The organism is Chloroflexus sp. MS-CIW-1 (assembly GCF_030444705.1).
Lineage (GTDB): Bacteria > Chloroflexota > Chloroflexia > Chloroflexales > Chloroflexaceae > Chloroflexus.
Genome location: NZ_JAUBWR010000001.1, coordinates 176458 through 197554 on the forward strand (window position 1 = coordinate 176458; position 21097 = coordinate 197554).

Below are 21097 nucleotides of genomic sequence, written 5' to 3' on the forward strand. Positions count from 1 at the left end.
CGATCCTAGAGAGCAAAAGGAACTACGAGCCTCTTTTTCAGCCACGCTGACGCGGATCAAGCGCATCACGCAAACCATCACCAATGTAGTTAATCGCGATTGAGGCAATCAGGATCGGCATTGCCGGGATAAGCGGCATCCATGGATACTGAAACATATAACTTTGGGCGTAGCCGAGCATATTCCCCCAGGTTGGTGTTGGGTCCTGAATGCCGAAACCGAGGAAACTCAACGCCGATTCGGCAACCAGCGTACCATTAACGCCCAACGTGAAATCGACAATCATCGGCGGTAAGGCATTGGGAAAGACATGCCGAAACAGAATACGCGCATTGCTGGCGCCCAGCGCACGCGCCGACTCGATGTAGACATTTTCGCGTACCGAGAGCACCATTCCGCGCATTAAACGAGCGGTTCCCGTCCAGCCAAAGAAGGCCAATACCAGGATCACCGCAAAAATGATGCGGGCTTCACGCTCTGAAACGGCAAAGATGAACGCCAGCAGTGAAGCCCCCCAGGACGGTAACGGTACAGCGTTGATGTTCTGTACCAGAATTGATGCCAGAATCAGCAGGAGGAGGAGCGTAGGGAAGGTTGCAACAATTTCGAGGGTACGACTGATAATTGTATCAACCCATCCACCAAAATATCCTGCCAGCATGCCCAGCAAGATGCCAATGGTTGAAGAGATCAGAGTCGCGATAAACGCCGTACCGAGTGACACCCGCGAAGCGTACAGCAATCGCGTTGCGTAATCGCGGCCAAGGTGATCGGTGCCCAGCAGGTGAAAGCCACCATCCGCATCAACCCCCAGTGGTGTCAGAAAGCGCCCAGTCAGGTTTGGTTGATCGCGTTCGTAAGGTGCGATAAGCGGCGTTGCCGCCGATAAGAGCAGCAATAGCGCCAATATGCCAATACAAAACATTGCCAGCCGATGCCGTCGAAAACGACGAAAAACTATCGCCCATTGCCCTTCCGATCGCTGAGGGACGACCTCTTCAAGCGGCACGGCAGTCGTGCTAGTGGTCATCAAAGCTCTCCTTGAATTGATTGACCTACGACTAACACCTTTGTCAGTCGCAATACCGATTTACGTTAGTCGAATCCGCGGATCGACAATCGTGTACAGAATATCAGTAATGAGAATCCCGATCAGCAATAACACAACATTGATAATCAGTAATGCCATTACCACATTATAATCATTACGACCAAGAGCATCAATAAACAAGCGACCAATACCCGGCCAATTAAACACCGTCTCGGTAATCAATGCACCGCTGAAGAGCGCAACCAGGATACCGGCCAACAGGGTTACAAAGGGGATCAACGAATTACGCAGGGCATGCTTGAGAATAACCACTCGTTCGGCGACACCTTTGGCCCGTGCAGTACGCACATAATCAAGGCTCAGCACTTCAAGCATACTTCCGCGCACAAAACGGCTCCAACCAGCGATATTGATAAACGTCAGGACGCCGCACGGCATCAGGAAGCGCAGAAACCGGTCGAGGAACGATCCGGCCTGGACGGTTCCGATCCAGGGTATCGTGTAATCACGGACCCCAACCGCATCGCCAGGTGGGAGATATGGCAGCCCAGCATTTTTAGCCAGGACTGAGAAGAGCAGAATAGCGAAGATACCGAAGACAAAGCTGGGGAGTGAGGCGCCGATAAAGGCGACCGTTGTCATCACATAATCGAAGCGCGAATACTGCCTGACCGCCGAATAGACCCCAATTGGTACCGCTATCAGGATCGACAGGAAAATTGAAGCACCCATTAAATAGAGCGTGTACGGCAGACGGGTCATAATCAAGTCAGTGACCGGACGGCCACGGAGCATCACTTGCGAGATACCAAAATCGCCGAAGACAATGCCGCGACTTACCTTCCGACCGACGAGATCGGTCATCGTCACTGGCACTTCACAGCCCTCTTCTACGACCTCCACCCGACCATCAGGGTAACGCAGTCGTACCTGCCCTGGGACGGCACAACCCACCTGCCAGTCAGCGCCGATTCCACCGGGTAACGGCCCGGCTGGCCAGCCGATGAGCCAACGGGTAAAACGAAATGGTAAATAGATATCCAATTCAAAACGCTCACGAAAGCGGCGAATATCGTCTTCTGTAATTCGATTTTGACCGGTATTTTGCCGCTCTGCCAGCAACTGATCAATCGGCCCGCCGGGAACCAGGTACAACATACCATACGAACAGATGGCGGCAATTAATGCCACGAGTAACATTTGTAAGAAGCGACGGGCAAGATAACCTGCCATAGGAGTGCTCCTTAGATGTAGCCATAAACCCGTCACGTCTACCGACGTGGATTACTATTGTAGTACAGATAGCATGGCGATGGGCAACAACACTGCCCACCGCCATCTTGTTTCCGTTCTGGTAACGATTACTTGGTGAAGAGGTTCATATCAATGTGCTCCCAGGTCGGGCTGGCAACCACGAAGGCCTGAATCTTGCCTTCCTTACCTGCCTCAATCACGGTTTGCACTTCAGAACCGGCGCCCAGTGTCTCACTACCCAGTACATCAACTTCACCAGTTAGCAACTGAGCCACAGCCTGGTTGGTGTCGGCGATGAACTTAATGATCACCTTCTTGACCTTAACCTCACCCTTGTAGTAGTTGGGGTTCGCCTCGAAGGTCATGCTCTGACCCTTGACCCACTCCTTGAGGATGTAGGGGCCATTGCTCAGCGGACGCTCGATGATCTCGGGCAAGGTCTGCCACTCGGCTGCCGGTACATCAGCCAGCTTGCGGCCATCGCTCAAGACCTGATGCGACGGATAGGCTCCGAGACCAGCGCCAGCGAAGTAGGTCGGCCACTGCACACCAGGGTGGAAGGTAACAGTGTACTCGGTATCGCTCTTGAAGTCAATGCTCTTGATCGAGTTGCAGTAGGTGAGCGACGTAGCACCTGAATCCGGATCACAGTTGATCTTGTAAGCCAGCTCGAAATCGGCCTTCTTCAACGGCTCACCATCTTCCCACTTGATGCCCGAAATCCACTTGTCGGTGACGGTCAATTGCTTCATCTTGACCGTACCACCCTGATAGGTGATCGTCTCACCATCGGCAGTGGTAATCTCGACACCCGGCGCCAGCGGGACTGCCTCACCATCGGTATTCCAGACGATGTCGCCTTCCTTAACTTCGACATCAACATTGGTAGCGCGGCCACTTTCGATGGTTGAGAGACCATCCAGACCCACCGGCTGGTAGTCGTAGTCATAGCTGGTCGTTGCCGGAACACCGAGCAGGTTCGAAGCAACCCGCTGTACAGCAGCACTCTCGATCAGGCTCCACATTGTCTGCGGCTCCTGGGTGAAGCCTAACACGATCGTGTCACCTTCGGTCAACTCCCACTCATCGGCGTTCGCCGTGTAGTACTCAGTTGGGTTTGGCTTGAAGTTCTTGAGTCGGTTAGTCGCAGCATACGCCTCTAGCCGATTGAAGAGCGGCAGGCTCACCATATCTTTGGTGAATTCCTCCTGCACGATGGCGTACTGGCGAATACGCTCGGCCCGATCAAGGGTATTGTTGGCAGCAATAATCGCCCGGCTGGCCCGCTCGTTGCACCAACCCATATAGTTTTGACCCTCCCAGTTATTCGAGGGGAGCGGAATCTGATTACAGGCGTAGAGCGTCTGACCACCGGGATCGGCCTGACCAACCCAAGCGAAGGCGCCCAGCTCGAAATCGCGGCGCCGCAAACCGGTGCTGCTGCCGAACCACCATGAGGCTGGCGCATACGTTGGAATAATCTGGATACCACATGCCTGCATCTGGCGAATAAAGACAGCCGACCAGGTCTGCCGGAACTGGGCATTAGTTGTCGTAAAGCTCAACGACAGCGGTTCACCGTTAGCATTGCTGCGGATCGGTGATCCAGTCCAGCCTGCTTCCTCGAGCAGTTGCTTCCCCTTCTCTGGATCGAACGGATAAACGGTAATGTTCTCCTTGGCTGCTGCCCAGTGCGCCTTCGGCAGGAAGGTGTCCATCAGCAGTTCCTGCTGCTGCTCAGGCGTGAGATAGGGGTAAACCGAAGCGATCAGCTCTGGGCGATTGGTGCAGTAGGCAATTGCCTGGCGCACACGGATGTCACTCAAAATCGGGTGTGGTGTGGTGTACGGCTCTGGAGCAACCGCCTCAGTGACTACGACCGTCTCAACAACCGTTTCACGGACTGGCTCGGCCGTCTGCACCACAACAACCGTCTCGCGGATCACCTGCGGTTGTGCAGTACCACATGCGGCCAGAATGGGAATAACCATTGCCATCACCATCATAATGGCAACAGCGCGTTTGGTAAAGCTAACCATCTGTGTGTGTCCTCCTTAAATATCTGAGGGCAATAAAACCAACGATTTCCAGCCTCTTTTCGCTACGGTAGTCGAACCGCGCCATTGCGTTTACTCTTTGCCGCGCACCTCCTTTCCAGAATCTACATGCCGCTTATCCGGTTGCACTATCAATTTAGATGTTGAGATAATACAAACCTGCTTTTTGCGGACTGAATAGCGTGAGGCGTGGTGCAACGACAACTACCGATTGTTGAAGAGACTGTACATCGTTAGGCGGGATTATACTCGTTGTGTTTGCGACTGTCAACCGAAAAACTTCCTGATTTATAGCAGGGTATTTTTGTAAGTGTTTGTCTTGCGCGTCACTATCGGCCATGCTATGATTGAGGTCGTCATAGAACGTCACAACAGGAGGGTTATGCGTTCGCTCATCCTGGCTTCAGCGTCGCCACGCCGACGTGAATTACTCGGCCAACTTGGGGTTTCGTATACCTGTCTGGTCAGTCAGGTTGAAGACTATCCGGCGCCACCACCGCCTGACTTGGTCGAACATCTACCGGCGTTACCGCTTGCGTTGCCATTGGAAGCGCATCCAACCCTGGTTGCCTGGCGTAAAGCTGCTGATGTCAGTCAACAACACCCTGATGCAATCGTTTTGGCTGCCGATACCGAAGTTGCAATTGATGGAACAGTTTTGGGTAAGCCACAGAATCAAGATCATGCGATAGCGATGCTTCGTCGGCTGGCCGGTCGTACCCATACCGTTCTTACCGGTCTGTGCATCGTAATGCATCCCGATATGGGGACTGAGGGGTTCATCTACGATCAACGACGGGTGCTATTTGATCTGGTGGTCAGCCGGGTCACGATGCGTTCTTTATCCGAGGATGAAATTGCCGCGTATGTTGCATCAGGCGAATCGCTCGATAAGGCTGGCGGATATGGCCTGCAAAGTGGCGGTGCTGCACTGATTGCTGCCATCGACGGTAGCTACACCAATGTAGTAGGATTACCGTTACCAGCAGTAGCCAGGTTGTTACAGGTTGCCGGTATACAACCTCCTATCGACCCAGAACAGGCATATCACGCATGGCTGCGCAATCAAGGAAAGGAACCACCGCCATGGTCAATTCAACCGTAAGACTACTGGTTGTTGATGATCATCCACTGTTTCGCCAGGGAGTACGGTGGGCGCTGGCAAACGAACCGGACATCCAGATTGTTGGCGAGGCGGCGAATGGTGAAGAAGCATTACATTGGCTGGCACAGGTTGATGCCGGTCACGAACCGAATGTGATGCTTGTTGACCTGAACTTGCCCGGCATGAGTGGTTTAGAGCTAACACGCCAGATTCGTCGCCAGTACCCCAGCATCGCCGTAGTAATGTTGAGTATGCACGAGAGTGATGAAGCAGCGTTTAATGCGCTGCGCGCCGGTGCAGCAGCGTACCGTTCAAAAGATATTAAACCAGCAGCACTCGCCGAAACGCTGCGGCGGGTGGCCTACGGTGAATACGTGATCAACGATGTTTTGCTGGAAGAACCGCGTGTTGCAAGCCGAATCCTGTCGCAGTTTCGTAATTTGCCGCAAGTGCAGACAGTAGGCGGTGATCCCAGTTTACAGGTCTTTACCCCCCTGAGTGAACGTGAGATCGAAGTGCTTGAACGCATTGCTGCCGGGCATAGCAACAAAGAGATCGCTGATGAGCTAGGGATCAGTACGCAGACAGTAAAAAACCATATTTCATCAATTCTCCGTAAACTGTCACTCAATGACCGAACCCAGGCGGTGATCCTCGCACTGCGTCGTGGCTGGATTGAGACTCCGCAGCAGATTCAGTCGGGCAGCGGTGAAGATGAAGAATAGACCGTTTTACGGCTACCACAATATAGGAGAAAGGGAAAGACGCTCACTGCGCCTGTGGCTGTATCAATACCTCACTATCGTTACGTACCTGATTAACGGCCTTGCTAACCGGATAACATCGTAACGCAATCGGTGGCGGCGCAAGACAAAGTTTATAGAGCTGCTGAATATCACTTGTCGGATACAACCAGACTGCATCGAGATCGGGTGGCACAATAACCGGCATGCGGTCGTGAATTGGCGCCACCACTTCATTGGCCTTAGTGGTCAAAATTGTGCAACTCTCTATGAGCGAGCCATCAGGCGCACGCCACTGCTCCCACACACCGGCAAATGCTATCAGAGCATCATCACTAGGGGTAAAGTAAAAAGGTTGTTTACCATCTGGCAGTGTTTGCCATTCGTAAAAGCCCGAGGCAGGGATCAAACAACGCCGCCGCTGAAAAGCCGTCCGAAACGACGGCTTTTCAAGGATCGTTTCACTCCGCGCATTGATCAAACGATTACCGATACTGGCATCTTTTGCCCACGCCGGTATCAATCCCCAACGTAATGAAACGAGTTCGCGATGGCCGTCGATCTCACGCACAGCGACAACTGCCTGTGTAGGGGCGATATTGTAGCGCGGTTTCAGATCAAATGGCGGTTCGACTGCAAAACGATCTGATAGCTTTCCAGGCGAAACCGCAAGCGTGTACCGTCCACACATGATCAAGCCTTTTGATGAGAAAACGCGGTCAGCGATAACCGATGAAGCTCAAGATTCATCCTTATCGAGCCGAGTCGTCTCACCGGTAGCGGGTGGCGGTGATTGCATTTGCTTAATAAACTCAGCCAGTTGTTCATTAAGCTGGGCAATCCCGCGGGCCAGCGTTTGTTGAAGTTCTTGGGCCGCCTGGCTCTGCTGGAGTTGATGTAGCGTTTGTTGACCACGTTCGGCCAGCTCGTGCACACGCGGATGTTCCGCAATCGTCTTGACTGCCGTTTGCACCTGTTCGCCAAGTGTGCGCAACCCACTGAGCAGTTCGTGTTGCACTTGCCGAGCGCGCTCGCTTTCAAGGGCACTCCGCAAAGCAGTTTCGATGCGCTGACCCAGCTCACGAAGCTCTGCACCGAGATCAGGCGACTGATCGGGCTGTTGTTCAGGTTGACTCATACGTTTGCTCCTTGTCTTACTCCTCTTACATCTAGTATAGAAGACGAAGGACAACACCCATGTGTTGCACTTAGCGTCGTCGGCGTAACAACAACCAGAGACTGCCAACAACCGCCAGCACCCCCAGCGCTGGCGGCGCACCACGAGCCGGACCGTGGCCCAGTAATGCAGCCAGATCAGCGATTCCAGTGCGATAGGCACCAGCGCTCTGCGCAGGAAGGGCAATCTGAGCCGTCACATACTGACGGCGACGAGCGATAGCGTACAAGTGAGCAAGGGGCGGCGCTAATTCACCATCACCAGGGAGGAGATCGGTCAGGTCAGCCCGGAAGAGTGCCAGTGGCAGAAGTGGATCAACCTGATCGCTAACCAGGATGCGACGAATAAGAGCTGCGTGTGTTCGTTGCAACGGATGGGTCGGCGCCGGTGTCCGCATTCCAACCAGGACATCCTGACCAGTATACGCTGCCAGCAGACGTTCGAGCGCCAGGGTTGATGGTGGGGCAGTTGCTTCAAACGCCAGAATTATATCACTGCTTGTCAGTGAACATGCATCGCGCAGCAAGTAGGCGGCACGACGTGGCTGAGAATGATACGTGGCATATACGAGTGGCCGGGTCGTAGCCAGGCGAGTAGCGACGGCAGATGCCGTCGGGCCAGCGGCGATAATAATTTCGTGGTGACGGCTATACCGGGTTGCGGCAATATGCGCAGCCATAACCGCTCGTTCGAGATGGGCGCCGTCGCTAGCAGAAATGACAACTGACAACGTATCAATGGCAGACACTGAGGACCTCCGCGGTGAGTAGTGTTGTTGGTAGTATACCGCAACTTGCCCACAATGAGAAAGGTGTGAGTTCAACCTTTGACGATTTTCAACGTTTTAAGGTTTTGGTCGTGATCACCAATGACCGTCTTTCCCCCTCTTTACCTAGGAGCGCGGGCCTCCGGCCCGCATTGTGCAGGATGCAACTGGCAGCCATCGATTGGCATTTCAGCACACCACCCCGCTCCCCACCAGCGGGGGGTGTCCCTCCAATGCGCTGACGAGCGTGATGCAGTGACACTACAGGGGATTAGGTGCAAAGCACCATCGGAACGAGCTGACCATCTTTCCCCCTCTTTACCTAGGAGCGCGGGCCTCCGGCCCGCATTGTGCAGGATGCAACTGGCAGCCATCGATTGGCATTTCAGCACACCACCCTGCTCCCCGCCAGCGGGGGGTGTCCCTCCAATGTGCTGACGAGCGTGATGCAGTGATACTACAGGGGGTTGGGTGCAAAGCACCAGCGGAATGAGAAGCTGCGAACAGATTAGGCGCTCGCCTCTTCCGCTCACTCGTCCTCTCTTTTCTCTTTACTCTGCCCCTCACTCCTCACCTCACCACTGTCGGGTAGTGAAAACGAGGCACACTTCGCAGTACGAGTACTGAAAACTTTGAAAACCTCTGGTTCACTACTCTCCCAGTGCCGGATCGTGAGTCCGCCTCTACTGGGTAGGGCAGGCTAGGCAAGGTCCAGGCTTCCCCTGGCAGCAGACAAACCCGTATCCAATTGTACTGACCGCCGCACGGCAGGTTTTATTTCTTGCCAAAACGACGATGTATCAGTGCAGTCTCTACAGTGATTGCTTCTGCATTCCGTAAAGGAAAGATAAACAAAACGTCATCGCAGCAATGACTCAGATGAAGAATTTTTAATTGTTGATCAGAAAATTCTGCTTGACAAATACGTTTAATCAGTTTACCCTTTTGCCTGCAAATCTCCATCTCACCTCAGCTTATCTTGCCAGCGACGTTGCTGCTGAGTGTGCAGAGTGCATCCAACACTCTGACGTGTTGCTGTGCGCTATTCTGAACACTCATCTCACCCATGCGTCAGCATTTTGGAGGATTACGCACGTCCTAGAAAAGGAGGAATTCGCAACTCACAAAGTAGTGATCAGCGTTTGTTGCACCAACCAGTGTGATAGCCTGTTCGTTTGGTAGTATCATTGACAAGCTGAGGAGTGTATGAGATCGATCACAAAACGTCATCTATTTGCGATGATCATAAGCATTGGCCTTACCGTAGCTCTCGTTGCCCCATCCGCTGCACAACCGCCACGTCCGCTACCAAACATTGAAGCTCTACGTCTGGAAGAACCGGCGATGCTTGAAGGCCGGTCTCTCGTCCTTTCTCCCAGTCTCATTGGGGCTAGCGGTCGGCAAGAGGTTGTCATTCGCTTGAGCGAAAATCCGACGGCACGTGTACCTGAGGGGGCTGCGCAAGCGGCACAGCTCCAACGCATTACCCAGCAGCAAGAGCGCGTATTGGCGCGCTTACGGGCTATCGATCCGACCCTGAACGAACTGGCCCGGTTGCGAGTGGCATTGAATGCGGTTATTGTTGAGGTTGATGGTACAGCGTTACCGGCGCTGGCTCGTGACACTGAAGTGGTGCGTATTAATCCAGTCGTGAATTACGAACGGGAAACGCAACCACCGATGGAGACGGTACCATACATCGGGGCTACACCTGAGGTGCAAGCTGCTGGTTATCGGGGCAAAGGTGTACGGGTGGCTGTACTCGATAGCGGTATTGACTATACACATGCCGCGTTTGGTGGCCCTGGGACGCTGGCAGCCTATCAGGCAGCCTACGGGACAAGCCCTGCCGATCCACGTAACAAGACTCTCGATGGACTGTTTCCAACCGATCGCGTGAAGGGCGGTTACGACTTTGTTGGCGAAGTCTGGCCAAATGGGCCCCTGATGCCTGATCCTGATCCGATTGATTGTGGCGCGCCTGGATTGAGCAGCGGCACGTGTGCTGGCGGTCACGGTACCCATGTCGCCGACATTATCGGTGGTGAGCAAGGAGTTGCACCAGAAGTTGATCTTTTTGCGGTGAAGGTCTGTTCAGCGGTATCTTCATCGTGCAGCGGGGTTGCCATCTTGCAAGGTCTCGATTGGGTTGCCGATCCTAACGGTGACGGGGTAACCGATGATCGGATGCACATTGTGAACATGTCGCTTGGGGCTGCGTATGGGCAAAACTATGACGATGATTCCGCCATTGCGGTTGATAATCTGCAACCGCTTGGCATCCTAGTCGTCGCTTCAGCCGGCAATAGTGCGGATCGTCCGTACATTACCGGTACCCCGGCCGGCGCTCGAACCGCCCTCTCGGTAGCACAGACGGCTGTGCCGAGCGATGCCTCGTACCCGATTACCGTCCTTAGTACGACAGTCTACGGAGTAGCCCAACCGTGGGCACCGATTCCCAATACGCCCGTAAGTGGAACACTGGTATACGGTCAGGCATTGGGAAACGCGCTCGGCTGTACAGCGTATTCACCTGGTTCATTGACCGGGCAAATCCTGTTGGTTGATCGGGGTGTCTGTGCGATCAGTATCAAGGGCTCAAACGGTGCTGCCGCTGGTGCAGTGGCAGTGATTGTAGCTAACAACGTTGCCGGTGCAGTACCGCCTGTTTTTGGCTTTGGCGGTGGTACACCTACCGTACCGGTACTCTCAATTACACAGGCTGCTGGCAATACGCTTAAAGCGCGCACGGGAAATACTACTACGATTGGTTTTGATACGCCGTTCAGTAATGCCGGCAGTGTGGTTGGTACCTCGTCACGTGGGCCAACGTTAGGGCAGATGACCTACGGCAATCAGATTATGTACGGTCAAATCATTAAGCCCGAAATCGGCGCTCCGGGTGCATCCATTTCGGCAGTAGCCGGTAGTGGTACTGGGGTGGCGCCGTTTGGTGGTACTTCCGGTGCAGCCCCAATGGTGGCCGGAGCGGCTGCACTACTGTACAATGCGTCGAACTGGAGCCTCTCACCGTGGGAATTGAAAGCGCGCTTGATCAACACTGCTGAAACGAATATCTACAACGGTCCACCGGCCTTCCTCGGCCCAGCGCTGGCTCCTATCACACGCATTGGCGGTGGCGAAGTACGCATTAACCGGGCAATTGCCGCGCAGGCCAGCGCCTGGGAGCTTTCAAATGGAGCGGCAACGATTTCGTTTGGATTAGTTGATGCGACACGTAATCCGACAACGCTGCGCCGGACGATTGTTGTCCGTAACTATGGTGATACACCTCTCACCTACACCATCACGCCCACGTTCCGCTATAGCAACGATGCAGCCAGTGGAGCAGTGACACCGAGTACCTCTGTTTCTACAATTACGGTACCACCACGTAGTCGGCGTACCTTTACCCTGACCCTGCGTATCGATCCAACGAAACTACCAACCTGGGTCTTGAATTCAGGAACAAATGGCGGGAACGGAGCGGCACTAACTGACGTTGAATATGATGGCTACCTGGTGCTTGATGCGGCAGGTACGACCAACGACTTAACCATGCCATGGCATGTCATACCACGTGCAGCGGGAACCGTTAGTGCACCAACTTCAGTGCGCGCTACCACAACCAGCCCCGCCACTGCCCGCTTAACCAACACCGGCGCTAATCCGGTGAGTGTCGATCCGTTTACGCTAATCGGTGAAAATCCGTTTGTGACAGCATCACCTGGCGCCGGCATACAAATGCCGCCAATGGATTTGCGCTACGTTGGTGTGCGAGCTTTCAGTATCCCAGGTTTCTGCCCGGCAAATAGCCCGATCGTTCAGTTTGCAGTGACTACCCACCAGCGAATCACTCATTCAAACTATCCGGTGGAGATAGACCTGCTCTTCGATACCGACCGCGATGGGACACCCGACTATGTTGGCTTTACAGCAGAATTGAGTCTACCATCGGGAGCATTTGCGGCTGATGGCCGGAATGCTTTCTTTGTTGGCCCATTGGCTGGTCCGTACAGCGCCTTCTTCTTCACCAGCCACGCTACCAACAGCGCGAACACTGTCCTGACGATGTGCGGAAGTCAGATCGGTGTTACCAGCCTTGGTCAGCAGATCAATGTTGATGCCTATACCTACGACAATTACTTTACCGGCTTTGAGCTAAGCAAGATCGAAGGTATGAGCACTGTATTGGGCGCACCGCGGTTTGATGTTGACGTCGGGAGTGGGGTAGTACCGGAAAGGGGATCTCTCAATACCACAATCTACCGGTTTAGCGCCCCGGCTGATGTGACTGATTCGGGTATTCTGTTACACTACTCCTTTGCGCCGGAAGGCCGCGAGGCCAGTGCGATCATTGTGCGTTGATGTGAATGAATACGGATGAAACTGTTTCCGTAATCTGTTCCATCATTGCTAGTCGGGGCGTCCAATCTGGTCGCCCCGCTATCGTGACAGCAAATGACCTTCTTCCAGCATAGATAGGTGCGGACCGAATCAAGCCGTTTCCACTGCGGCTTCCTACGAGAACACTGACCTCGTGCAACGGATTTTATTCCTCGCTGCAACGATGATAGAACAGTGTGATCGCTGTGGCGAGTTGCTTCAGCACACCACAGACAGGCTAGCTACCGCTATCATCTTCAGCCGACTGTATGCGCTGCCAAGCAAGAGCCAAGCAGGTGATCGTCACCAGAATCATCAGAACCGAGTACACCAGCCAGGGTGAGGGCACGAACAAATCGCCAATGCTGGAAGAAAGCTGCCACAAGAGCGGGCCATTCCCACTTTCGAGGGCGCCGACGGTCATCCCCAAGGCAATGAACGGATGCAGACATAGGAATGTACCCATTATGTAGATATACAAAGGCGACGGGGGACCATCAAAAGCACCGATCAGTAATGAAATAACGAAATAGAGGAATGGCACCAGGAGTAAAATAACCAGCACTGTGCCCTGAGCCATCACCGTTGCACCGAGCGTTGAGCGCATTACAGTTGACCAGAATATACCGATGGCGGCGTATGCAATTGCCGTTATCAACAGACCAACGACGCCGATAAAGACTTCCTGGCCGGTAATGCCGCCAAACAACAGGGCCAGACCAGCAATGGGCAGAGAGGCCATAATCAGCAACAAAGCGAAGGCAATCGCCGCCAATACTTTACCGGTAACAATCTGAAGTGGTGAGAGCGGTGAGGCGAGTAACAGATCATACGTTTGTCGCTCTTTTTCGCCAACAATCGCACCAGCCGTAAGCGAGGGCGAAAGAAAGCACACCTGTATTAACGACACAGTCATGACGGTAAAAAAGATACCTTTACCAATTCTGAGCGAAGTTTCCGGATCGTTGGGAATAGCCGAACTGACAAATACGGCATAAATCAAGAGGGTAATCGCACCGATGATGGTCAGGTAGCCGGTTAGAATGAGCCATGCGTTACGCCCTCGAATGCGGCCAAAGAGTTCTCGTGTCAACACAGGATTGACGATTGGCAGATGCATGGATGCTCCTTTGCGAGAAATCGTATTATCAACCGGTATGAATGCTCATCGGCGCCAGAATGGTTCGGTTTCAAGACGAACGGTTGGTTGTGCTTACACTCGTCGGCTCGCGCTTCAGTTCGCCACAGGTAGATTGCGAAACCGTTTAGAACGCGCATCAACACTCACATTGTAGGGATAGATTTCAGCGTATTCGCCTGCCGGTAACATATTCCCGGCATCTGCATTATCGTGCAGGTGTCCGCAACAGAATGATGTCTAGGGTATGACCGAAACAACCATCGTACCCAGACCCGAGACGGGCAACGAGATACCTTCATCGTCCACAGTTGATCCGATCAAGCAGTGAGGTCACGGCATAAATAGCTCGCAGGGTGGGAGTCGGCGTTCCAGTCAATTCGGCCAGCTCAACAACTGCCCCTAACAGTGCATCAATCTCGGTTGGACGTTTTGCTTCTATATCCTGCAACATTGACGTCTTGTGAGCGCCGATCTCTTCCGCCATTCGGATACGACGCTCGATAGAAATAGGGAAACGAACACCCAGTTTTTCGGCCACTTGCTGTGCTTCGGCCATCATTGCTACTGTCAGAGCATAGGTACCCTGATCGGCAATAATCCGATCAATGGTCGCACGAGTCAGGGCACTGATCGGGTTGAATGAGAGATTACCCCACAGCTTCAGCCAGATTTCATTACGAATATCAGTCTTGACCGGCGCACGCAAACCGACCGACTCGAGTAATTTACTCAGACGGACAACACGCTCGCTGCGGCTACCGTCTGGTTCGCCAAGAGCGAAGCGATTGCCCTCGATATGTCGAATTACGCCAGGGCGTTCAATGGCGGCTGCTGGATAGACGACACAGCCAATAACCCGTTCGATCTCGGTATTGGCCGCAATAACCCCGCCGGGGTCAACTGCCTCGATCCGATGACCTTCGTATGGACCGCCGTGTCGAAAGAAATACCACCAGGGAATCCCGTTCTGAGCGTAGACAACGGCTGTATCAGGGCCGTAAAGCACACGCATCGGGGCTGCGAGTGCCGGCAACGCCTGCGCTTTGACGGCAACAATGACCAGATCGTGTGGCCCGGCAACGTTCATATCGGCTGTCGCCAGTGTCGGGTATACGACCTCACGACGCCCATCACTATACTCGATGGTTAAGCCATTAGCGATAATTGCTGCCAGATGTGCACCCCGTGCAATTAATGTTACGTCAGCGCCAGCCTGAATCAGTTTGGCGCCGAGCCAGCCGCCGATTGCACCAGCGCCAACAATGCAGATACGCATACGCTGTCCTCTCGCTAAGTACTAGAGTTTCCGTAGATACACTCGTTCAAGCTCATGGCGTGATCCCTTAACCAGAATCAGATCGGCGCTCCAACGTGTCGGTTCGATATTTTGCTTGAGATTCACATAATTGATCTCGCGCCAGATGCGACGTGCAGTTGCAATAGCCTCACTCTCGCTCAGTTCGGCGTAACGGCGAAAGTACGACGAGGGATCACGAAATGCTGTTTCGCGCAACCGTAAAAATCGTTCAATATACCATCGTTCCAGATCATGTTCATTCGCATCAACGTAGATCGCGAAATCAAAAAAATCCGACACATAAAGTTGTGGTTCCCTCCTGGTATTGGCGCCACGTTGCAAAACGTTCAACCCCTCGACGATCAACACATCGGGATGATCGACCACCTGAACTTGGTCAGGAACTATATCATAAATCAGGTGCGAGTAAACCGGAGCCGTTACCGGCCCATAACCCGACTTGATGTCGGCCATGAACTGTAACAGTCGCCGACGATCGTAGCTTTCGGGAAACCCCTTCCGATGCATGATACCCCGTTCTTGTAGGACGCGATTAGGGTACAAAAAGCCATCAGTTGTGACCAGATCAACCTTGAGTTGCCCAGGACCACGCGAAAGGAGGGCTTGCAAGATGCGGGCAGTGCTGCTTTTACCGACCGCGACACTCCCCGCGATGCCAATGACATACGGCACACGCGCTGTTGCCGAGCCAAGAAAGGTGCTGGTCGCCTGATACAAGTGACAGGCGTTTTCGTAGTAGAGTTGGAGCAACCGCACCAGCGGCAGGTAGATGTCGGCAACATCTTCCATCGAGACGCTGTCGTTTAAGCTGACCAATGAGTCTAATTCGTCTGCGCTAAGAGGTAGTGGTGTTCCGTTACGCAGTGCTGCCCATTCTGAGCGTGAAAAGCTCAGGTATGGCGAAAGGCGGCGTTCGAGTTCTGGCTTCGGGATCATGCCGTTTCCTGTCTCCGGTTGGGAAGTGGATTTAAAACCAATACACTACTCTTTCGAGGAAGGTACAGGGTTCCTGACTACCGCCTGTTTCGCACCAGCAATACGCTAGTGAAAGCCGGCCCGATCAGGTAGCAGAACCGGTGGCCCAGCGCATGGCTGTACAGAGCACAACTGGCAGTTCTCACCTTTTTCTGCCCCTTCCATCCATAAAACTAAGGAAAGGGAGCAAGCCACTATCGCAATAGAAAGACATAACCTGCCTCTTAAACATCCATCACCGATCAAGTTGTTGTCTTGTCTAACCCTAGCGTCTTTGCCATCGTTATGCGTTGCAACTTTCCGGTAGCACCCCGTGGCAGCGCGCTCAGGATGTGAATTGCCCGTGGCACTTTAAAATCGGCCAACATACGGGCGCAATGTTCGCGCAATGCACGCTCATCAACACTCATACCCTCGCGTAACACGACAGCGGCGTGCACCTCTTCACCAAGCGTTGGATGAGGCACGGCAAAGGCCAATGCTTCAGCAACTGCCGGGTGCCGCAAGAGCACATCATCAATTTCGAGGGGTGAAATCTTCTCACCACCACGATTGATCAGCTCTTTGATACGACCGGTGAGGCACAGGTAGCCATCTTCATCGAGATACCCTTGATCACCGGTACGGAACCAGCCGTTAACGAACGCCACCGCATTTGCTTCGGGGTTGTTCTCGTAACCGTCGATCACATTTGGGCCGCGCACCACGACCTCACCTTTGGTTCCTGCCGGCAGCAAGTGGCCTTCTTCGTCCATGATAGCCACTTCTACCCCAAATCCAATTCCTACCGACCCCGGTTTTCGGCGGGCGGGCGGAAGTGGATTTGAAGTCATTTGGTGGGCCGCTTCGGTCATGCCATAACTCTCAATGACCGGCGCTGCAAAAACCTGTTCCATCTGTTCCATTACTACCGGCGGCAATGGTGCACTCGACGAGCGGATAAAGCGGAACGGATGAGCGGCAATGATGGCCGAGTTGCGGCTGGCGCGGGCCAGCAAGACCTGGTGCATTGTTGGTACAGCCGAGTACCAGGTTGGTCGTTCCTGCTCTACCCAACTCCAGAATTTGAGACCATCGAAACCAGGTGGGCAGATAACTGCACCACCAGCGGCCAATTGGCTGAGCAGCGAGGCAACGATCCCGTGAATGTGGAACAGTGGCATCACACAGAGTGATCGATCAGCAGCACATAACTGGTAGGTCGCAATAATATTTGCGGTTGAGGCAACCAGATTGCGGTGACGCAAGGGTACGCGCTTAGGGCGACTGGTCGTCCCGCTGGTGTGCAGAATCATAGCGATGTCGTCAGGCGTTGCCAGCCCATCACGACGAGCAGGAGCATCCTGAGCAGAGGTGACAAACACAAGCTGGTGTTGAGCATCAAATGACGCTTCAATCAGCATCATGCCCGAACGCAGTGCTGCTCGTGCCTCTTCACCTTCGTTGGGGGCTACAATCAAGGCGCGAGCGTTGGTATCTTCGTAGTAAAAGGCAAACTCATCACGTCGATATTTCGGGTTGAGCGGTGCAGCAGTGGCGGCAGTAGCCGCAGCCAGAAAGGTGATTGCCATTGCCGGCCCGTTGCCAAGCGCAATAGCGATCCGATCTCCACGCCCTAGTCCATGGTTCTGGAGCCATTCGGCCAGGCGTTGTACCTGTGAACGGAGATCGGCAAAGCTCCAGACCGGACCACCCGGCGCAATCAAAGCCGCATCACGGTCGGCGCCATTCGACAGAAGATCAAACAATGTGCGATTAATCGTCATAACGTACTCACCTGCTATGGAACCTGTCACCAACCAATCGCCAATCCATCACAACGAGGTTCGGTACCGGCTACGTAGCATCCACTTGCCAGACGCCAGATGATCTGACCACGCCCGAAACCGCCTAATTCGCTCTCGACCACGACTTGATGACCACGCGCTGCTAACCCCTCGATAACGTGACGGGGTGTTTCAAGCTCAAGCCGAAGAGTTCCATCACGTTCCCAACGCCAGCGTGGTGCATCGAGCGCTGCCTGAGGATGCAGGCCGTAGTCAAGCGTGTTAACGATCACCTGCACGTGACCTTGCGGCTGCATATGTGCCCCCATGACGCCAAAGGGACCGATAGGGAAGCCATCCTTACTCAGAAAACCGGGGACAATGGTATGAAATGGACGTTTGCCCGGTGCAACCTGATTCGGATGGCCGGGTGTCATCACAAAACCACAACCACGATTGTGCATCGCAATACCGTAGCCGGGGATCACTACCCCTGAACCGAACCCCATATACGTCGATTGAATCATGCTCACCATCATACCATCACGATCAGCCGTTGCGAAATAGACGGTTCCGCCACGTGGCAGATTGTCGGGCTGGAACGTGTTGGCGCGCTCACCGATGAGGTGAGAACGAGCAGCTAACCGTTCACGGTTCAGCATATCGGCCACCGGGACAGCGGCCTTGCGCGGGTCGGCTACGTAGGCGAAGGTATCGGCAAACGCTAGCTTCATCGCCTCGATCTGATAGTGAAACGCTGCAGCCGAGTCACGGGGATAGCGCACAAGATCGAACTGATCGAGAATACCGAGGGCCATCAGCGCCGCGATACCCTGACCGTTTGGCGGAATTTCGTGAACGGTATAACCGCGATACTGCATACTAATCGGCGTTACCCATTCAGAACGATGGTGAGCCAGATCCTCGGCACGCAGCAGACCACCGGTTTCACGGGCAAAGCGATCAATCGCCTCAGCGATCTCACCCTGGTAGAAGACATCAGCCCCATATCGGGCTATCAGGCGTAAGGTGCGGGCATGCCCAGGACTGACAAAGCGTTCTCCAGGACGCGGCGCACGACCATCGATGCTAAAAGTTGGTAAGAAACCGGCAAATTCGGGGCCATGGCGGGTGCGGGCCGCTTCTACGCCGCGTGCCCAGAAGTATGCTACCATCGGCGGAGTTGGTGCACCTTCGGCAGCATAGGTAATCGCCGGGGCCAGCACCTGATCCAGGGGAAGCCGACCAAACCGATCGTGCATATCACCCCACAATCTAACGACGCCCGGTACTGTGACCGGCCACCAACCATGGGTGGGGATTTCGGTATAGCTAGCGACAGCCAACGCATCAACGCTCAACCTGCCCGGTGCTGCCCCCGAACCGTTGATACCGTACAGTTGATCACCGGCCCAGATGAGCGCAAAGCCATCACCACCCAGACCATTTGAAGTCGGTTCCAGAACGGTCAGTGCCGCAGCAGTAGCAATGGCGGCATCGACCGCATTACCGCCAGCCTGCAATATCTGCATACCGGCCTGCGATGCCAGCGGATGGCTACTGGCAACCACACCACGCTCGGCAACTACCGGTATCCGTCGTCCAGGGTAGGGGAAGTAGTGCAGGTTGAGTTCCATGACAAGGCTCCTTTGCACGAAACACATTGTGATGAGATATTTGATTATACAATGAACCGAACTATCGGGTGACAGAAGCGGATTGTTTTTAGTGCCTATCCAAATAATTATCTCACAGTACAGCGGATGAAACCTGATAGATGTACGGGCGCAGCGGCGCTGCGCCCCAACCGATCTTCTTCTGCGACAGAGTATTCCGGATAGGCTCTTAGTATGGCAGATTTCGTTCCGCTAGACTAAGCTTTTTCGCAGAGATCCTGTAATGATCCGCCAGCCCTCTGAGCGCATCTGAAAAAAGTTGAGTTATGTAAAATGCCAAAACTTGACTTCAGCAAGCTAATGATTCCTTCAATCCCTGGTCAGCAAGGGAATATTCAGAGACACGCTCAGGGAATGGAAGCAGAGCCTGATGCAGCACCGCTGCACCTCCGGCCCCGTCTCCCCTATCGATACCCCGTCCAATGCCTGAAATCGCGCTACCCCCTTTTTTAACCCATTGTCTGGGGATCGTCCTAATCCTGCATACTTGCCTCATCGCAGTTGTTGCATACGCCGCTGTTGCCAATCTCTCAGAGGGTGATCAAAAACGTTTCATCAGGCGCGTACCGTTCTCATGCGACGCTTACGTGAGGGGGTTTTCAGCGTTCTTTCTCTCAGCCCTCCCTCCCCCCGTCCTCTCCCGCAGCGTGGCAGGTCTGTGTAGGTGCGGGCACGTGGTATCCGAACCCCAGCGCGCAGCCCCCCCTCCCCCCGTCCTCTCCCCCTTCCTCTCCCGCAGCATGGGAGAGGAAGGGGGCCAGGGGGAAGGTGAGGGCCGCCAGGCGTGCTCCACAGCACAGACGCTGAAACCGCCGGGGAGACGCATGCGTTATCCACCAACGTTTCCCTGACCATTATGGAGATGCTATTGTCGAGCCGCATCAAAAGACCAGGTTTTTGATCACGCTGATCCTACTCTCATCATCGCCGAAGCCTTATAATGAACCATGTACTGGTACCGTAAACAGGGAAGGAGCCTCACATGATTAATTTCGGTGGCAAGAAGGACGAGGGGGACAAGAATCAGGGGATTAGCGAGGCAATGCGCTCAATGAGCGATCAAATTGGGCGACAGGCCCAAGAGATCAAGCGGTTGCAAGAGGCGCTCGAAACTGCACAGCAGGATGCTGCTGCTGCCGAAAAGGTGCGTAAGGCGCTGGCCGATGCTGAAACACGTATGGCGCAGATGGAAGCTGAGCTGAAACGGTTGAAAGATCAACTAGCCGCAACCGGTACCGGTGCCTCAAGTGGTGGTAAGAGCGCAAGTACTTCAGGCGGAGAAACAACAACTGCACCAGGGAGCATCACCGGTTCGGTAAGTGGCGCCTTTGGTACGAGCGGTGTCCTCAAGATTGGCCCTGGTACACCGGCAACAAGCACACTGGCAACAGACACACCGGCAACTGATGGCCTACACATCGGCGGTACCGCGTATGTTCAGAAGGCGGGTGGTAAAAATCTACGTCTCCGCAGTGCCCCCGGTCTCGAGTCAACCGTCCTCGATGGACTACCTCCCGGTACCAAACTGACATTACTGGCCGGCCCTCACGAGAAGGACGGCTATCCGTGGTGGCAGATTCGTACTGCCGATGGTCGAGAGGGGTGGGTAGCCGGTACCGAATTGGTTACCGATGAGAACCAGTAGATAGCCCCCTCACCTTCCCCCGGCCCCTTCCTCTCCC

15 protein-coding genes are annotated in these 21097 nt (G+C 54.1%); 4 read left to right on the plus strand and 11 right to left on the minus strand.

From position 1 onward, the window contains the following. Window positions 1-37: 37 nt before the first annotated feature. The 3 genes from QTO31_RS00725 to QTO31_RS00735 form a co-directional block, all read right to left on the minus strand. Complete coding sequence (locus tag QTO31_RS00725) at window positions 38-1030, minus strand: ABC transporter permease (RefSeq protein WP_301427775.1); 993 nt, start codon at window positions 1028-1030, stop codon at window positions 38-40. Between the two features lie 60 nt (window positions 1031-1090). Then, on the minus strand, window positions 1091-2284 hold the full coding sequence (locus tag QTO31_RS00730; protein WP_301427776.1) for an ABC transporter permease: 1194 nt from the start codon (window positions 2282-2284) through the stop codon (window positions 1091-1093). Window positions 2285-2412: 128 nt separating this feature from the next. After that, complete coding sequence (locus QTO31_RS00735; RefSeq protein ID WP_301427777.1) at window positions 2413-4344, minus strand: ABC transporter substrate-binding protein; 1932 nt, start codon at window positions 4342-4344, stop codon at window positions 2413-2415. Between the two features lie 400 nt (window positions 4345-4744). Here QTO31_RS00735 and QTO31_RS00740 point away from each other — a divergent pair, with 400 nt between their 5' ends. Both QTO31_RS00740 and QTO31_RS00745 read left to right on the plus strand, forming a co-directional pair. Next, the gene (locus QTO31_RS00740) at window positions 4745-5467 is read left to right on the plus strand and encodes a Maf family protein (protein ID WP_031459108.1); all 723 of its coding nucleotides are present in this window, start codon (window positions 4745-4747) and stop codon (window positions 5465-5467) included. Then, window positions 5449-6192, plus strand: a complete 744-nt coding sequence (locus QTO31_RS00745; RefSeq protein WP_031459109.1) for a response regulator — start codon at window positions 5449-5451, stop codon at window positions 6190-6192. Before QTO31_RS00740 ends, QTO31_RS00745 begins: the two co-directional genes overlap by 19 nt. A 43-nt stretch (window positions 6193-6235) precedes the next feature. On the opposite strand, the gene QTO31_RS00750 is transcribed toward QTO31_RS00745, so the two are convergent. The 3 genes from QTO31_RS00750 to QTO31_RS00760 form a co-directional block, all read right to left on the minus strand. Then, on the minus strand, window positions 6236-6901 hold the full coding sequence (locus tag QTO31_RS00750) for an SOS response-associated peptidase (RefSeq protein WP_301427778.1): 666 nt from the start codon (window positions 6899-6901) through the stop codon (window positions 6236-6238). Between the two features lie 48 nt (window positions 6902-6949). Continuing rightward, on the minus strand, window positions 6950-7348 hold the full coding sequence (locus QTO31_RS00755) for a hypothetical protein (RefSeq protein WP_031459111.1): 399 nt from the start codon (window positions 7346-7348) through the stop codon (window positions 6950-6952). A 70-nt stretch (window positions 7349-7418) separates the two neighbouring features. Further along, window positions 7419-8135 (minus strand): hypothetical protein, encoded by a 717-nt coding sequence (locus tag QTO31_RS00760; RefSeq protein ID WP_301427779.1) that lies wholly within the window; start codon window positions 8133-8135, stop codon window positions 7419-7421. A 1224-nt stretch (window positions 8136-9359) separates the two neighbouring features. On the opposite strand from QTO31_RS00760, the gene QTO31_RS00765 reads away from it, so the two are divergent. Next, on the plus strand, window positions 9360-12521 hold the full coding sequence (locus QTO31_RS00765) for a S8 family serine peptidase (protein WP_301427780.1): 3162 nt from the start codon (window positions 9360-9362) through the stop codon (window positions 12519-12521). Between the two features lie 256 nt (window positions 12522-12777). Here the strand turns inward: QTO31_RS00765 and QTO31_RS00770 are convergent, their stop codons facing one another. From QTO31_RS00770 to QTO31_RS00790, 5 genes are all read right to left on the minus strand, one after another. Continuing rightward, a complete protein-coding gene (locus QTO31_RS00770) occupies window positions 12778-13659 on the minus strand; it encodes an ABC transporter permease (RefSeq protein ID WP_301427781.1) in 882 nt (293 codons plus the stop codon). 316 nt (window positions 13660-13975) lie between these two features. After that, window positions 13976-14956 (minus strand): 2-dehydropantoate 2-reductase, encoded by a 981-nt coding sequence (locus QTO31_RS00775; RefSeq protein ID WP_301427782.1) that lies wholly within the window; start codon window positions 14954-14956, stop codon window positions 13976-13978. A gap of 21 nt (window positions 14957-14977) precedes the next feature. After that, window positions 14978-15934 (minus strand): type I pantothenate kinase, encoded by a 957-nt coding sequence (gene coaA / locus QTO31_RS00780; protein WP_301427783.1) that lies wholly within the window; start codon window positions 15932-15934, stop codon window positions 14978-14980. Between the two features lie 281 nt (window positions 15935-16215). Continuing rightward, window positions 16216-17739, minus strand: coding sequence for an acyl--CoA ligase (locus QTO31_RS00785; RefSeq protein WP_301427784.1), 1524 nt, complete (start codon window positions 17737-17739; stop codon window positions 16216-16218). A gap of 26 nt (window positions 17740-17765) precedes the next feature. After that, a complete protein-coding gene (locus QTO31_RS00790) occupies window positions 17766-19376 on the minus strand; it encodes a gamma-glutamyltransferase family protein (RefSeq protein ID WP_301427785.1) in 1611 nt (536 codons plus the stop codon). A 1021-nt stretch (window positions 19377-20397) separates the two neighbouring features. Here QTO31_RS00790 and QTO31_RS00795 point away from each other — a divergent pair. Continuing rightward, window positions 20398-21060, plus strand: coding sequence for an SH3 domain-containing protein (locus QTO31_RS00795; protein WP_031461301.1), 663 nt, complete (start codon window positions 20398-20400; stop codon window positions 21058-21060). Window positions 21061-21097: the final 37 nt, after the last annotated feature.

Excerpts from the sequence above, each read along its gene's own strand:
- QTO31_RS00775 (WP_301427782.1), bottom strand. The coding sequence starts at position 14,956 with ATGCGTATCTGCATTGTTGGCGCTGGTGCAATCGGCGGCTGGCTCGGC.
- QTO31_RS00755 (WP_031459111.1), bottom strand. The coding sequence starts at position 7,348 with ATGAGTCAACCTGAACAACAGCCCGATCAGTCGCCTGATCTCGGTGCA.
- QTO31_RS00735 (WP_301427777.1), bottom strand. The coding sequence starts at position 4,344 with ATGGTTAGCTTTACCAAACGCGCTGTTGCCATTATGATGGTGATGGCA.
- QTO31_RS00740 (WP_031459108.1), top strand. The coding sequence starts at position 4,745 with ATGCGTTCGCTCATCCTGGCTTCAGCGTCGCCACGCCGACGTGAATTA.
- QTO31_RS00730 (WP_301427776.1), bottom strand. The coding sequence starts at position 2,284 with ATGGCAGGTTATCTTGCCCGTCGCTTCTTACAAATGTTACTCGTGGCA.
- QTO31_RS00750 (WP_301427778.1), bottom strand. The coding sequence starts at position 6,901 with ATGTGTGGACGGTACACGCTTGCGGTTTCGCCTGGAAAGCTATCAGAT.
- coaA (WP_301427783.1), bottom strand. The coding sequence starts at position 15,934 with ATGATCCCGAAGCCAGAACTCGAACGCCGCCTTTCGCCATACCTGAGC.
- QTO31_RS00770 (WP_301427781.1), bottom strand. The coding sequence starts at position 13,659 with ATGCATCTGCCAATCGTCAATCCTGTGTTGACACGAGAACTCTTTGGC.
- QTO31_RS00795 (WP_031461301.1), top strand. The coding sequence starts at position 20,398 with ATGATTAATTTCGGTGGCAAGAAGGACGAGGGGGACAAGAATCAGGGG.
- QTO31_RS00725 (WP_301427775.1), bottom strand. The coding sequence starts at position 1,030 with ATGACCACTAGCACGACTGCCGTGCCGCTTGAAGAGGTCGTCCCTCAG.
- QTO31_RS00765 (WP_301427780.1), top strand. The coding sequence starts at position 9,360 with ATGAGATCGATCACAAAACGTCATCTATTTGCGATGATCATAAGCATT.
- QTO31_RS00785 (WP_301427784.1), bottom strand. The coding sequence starts at position 17,739 with ATGACGATTAATCGCACATTGTTTGATCTTCTGTCGAATGGCGCCGAC.
- QTO31_RS00745 (WP_031459109.1), top strand. The coding sequence starts at position 5,449 with ATGGTCAATTCAACCGTAAGACTACTGGTTGTTGATGATCATCCACTG.
- QTO31_RS00790 (WP_301427785.1), bottom strand. The coding sequence starts at position 19,376 with ATGGAACTCAACCTGCACTACTTCCCCTACCCTGGACGACGGATACCG.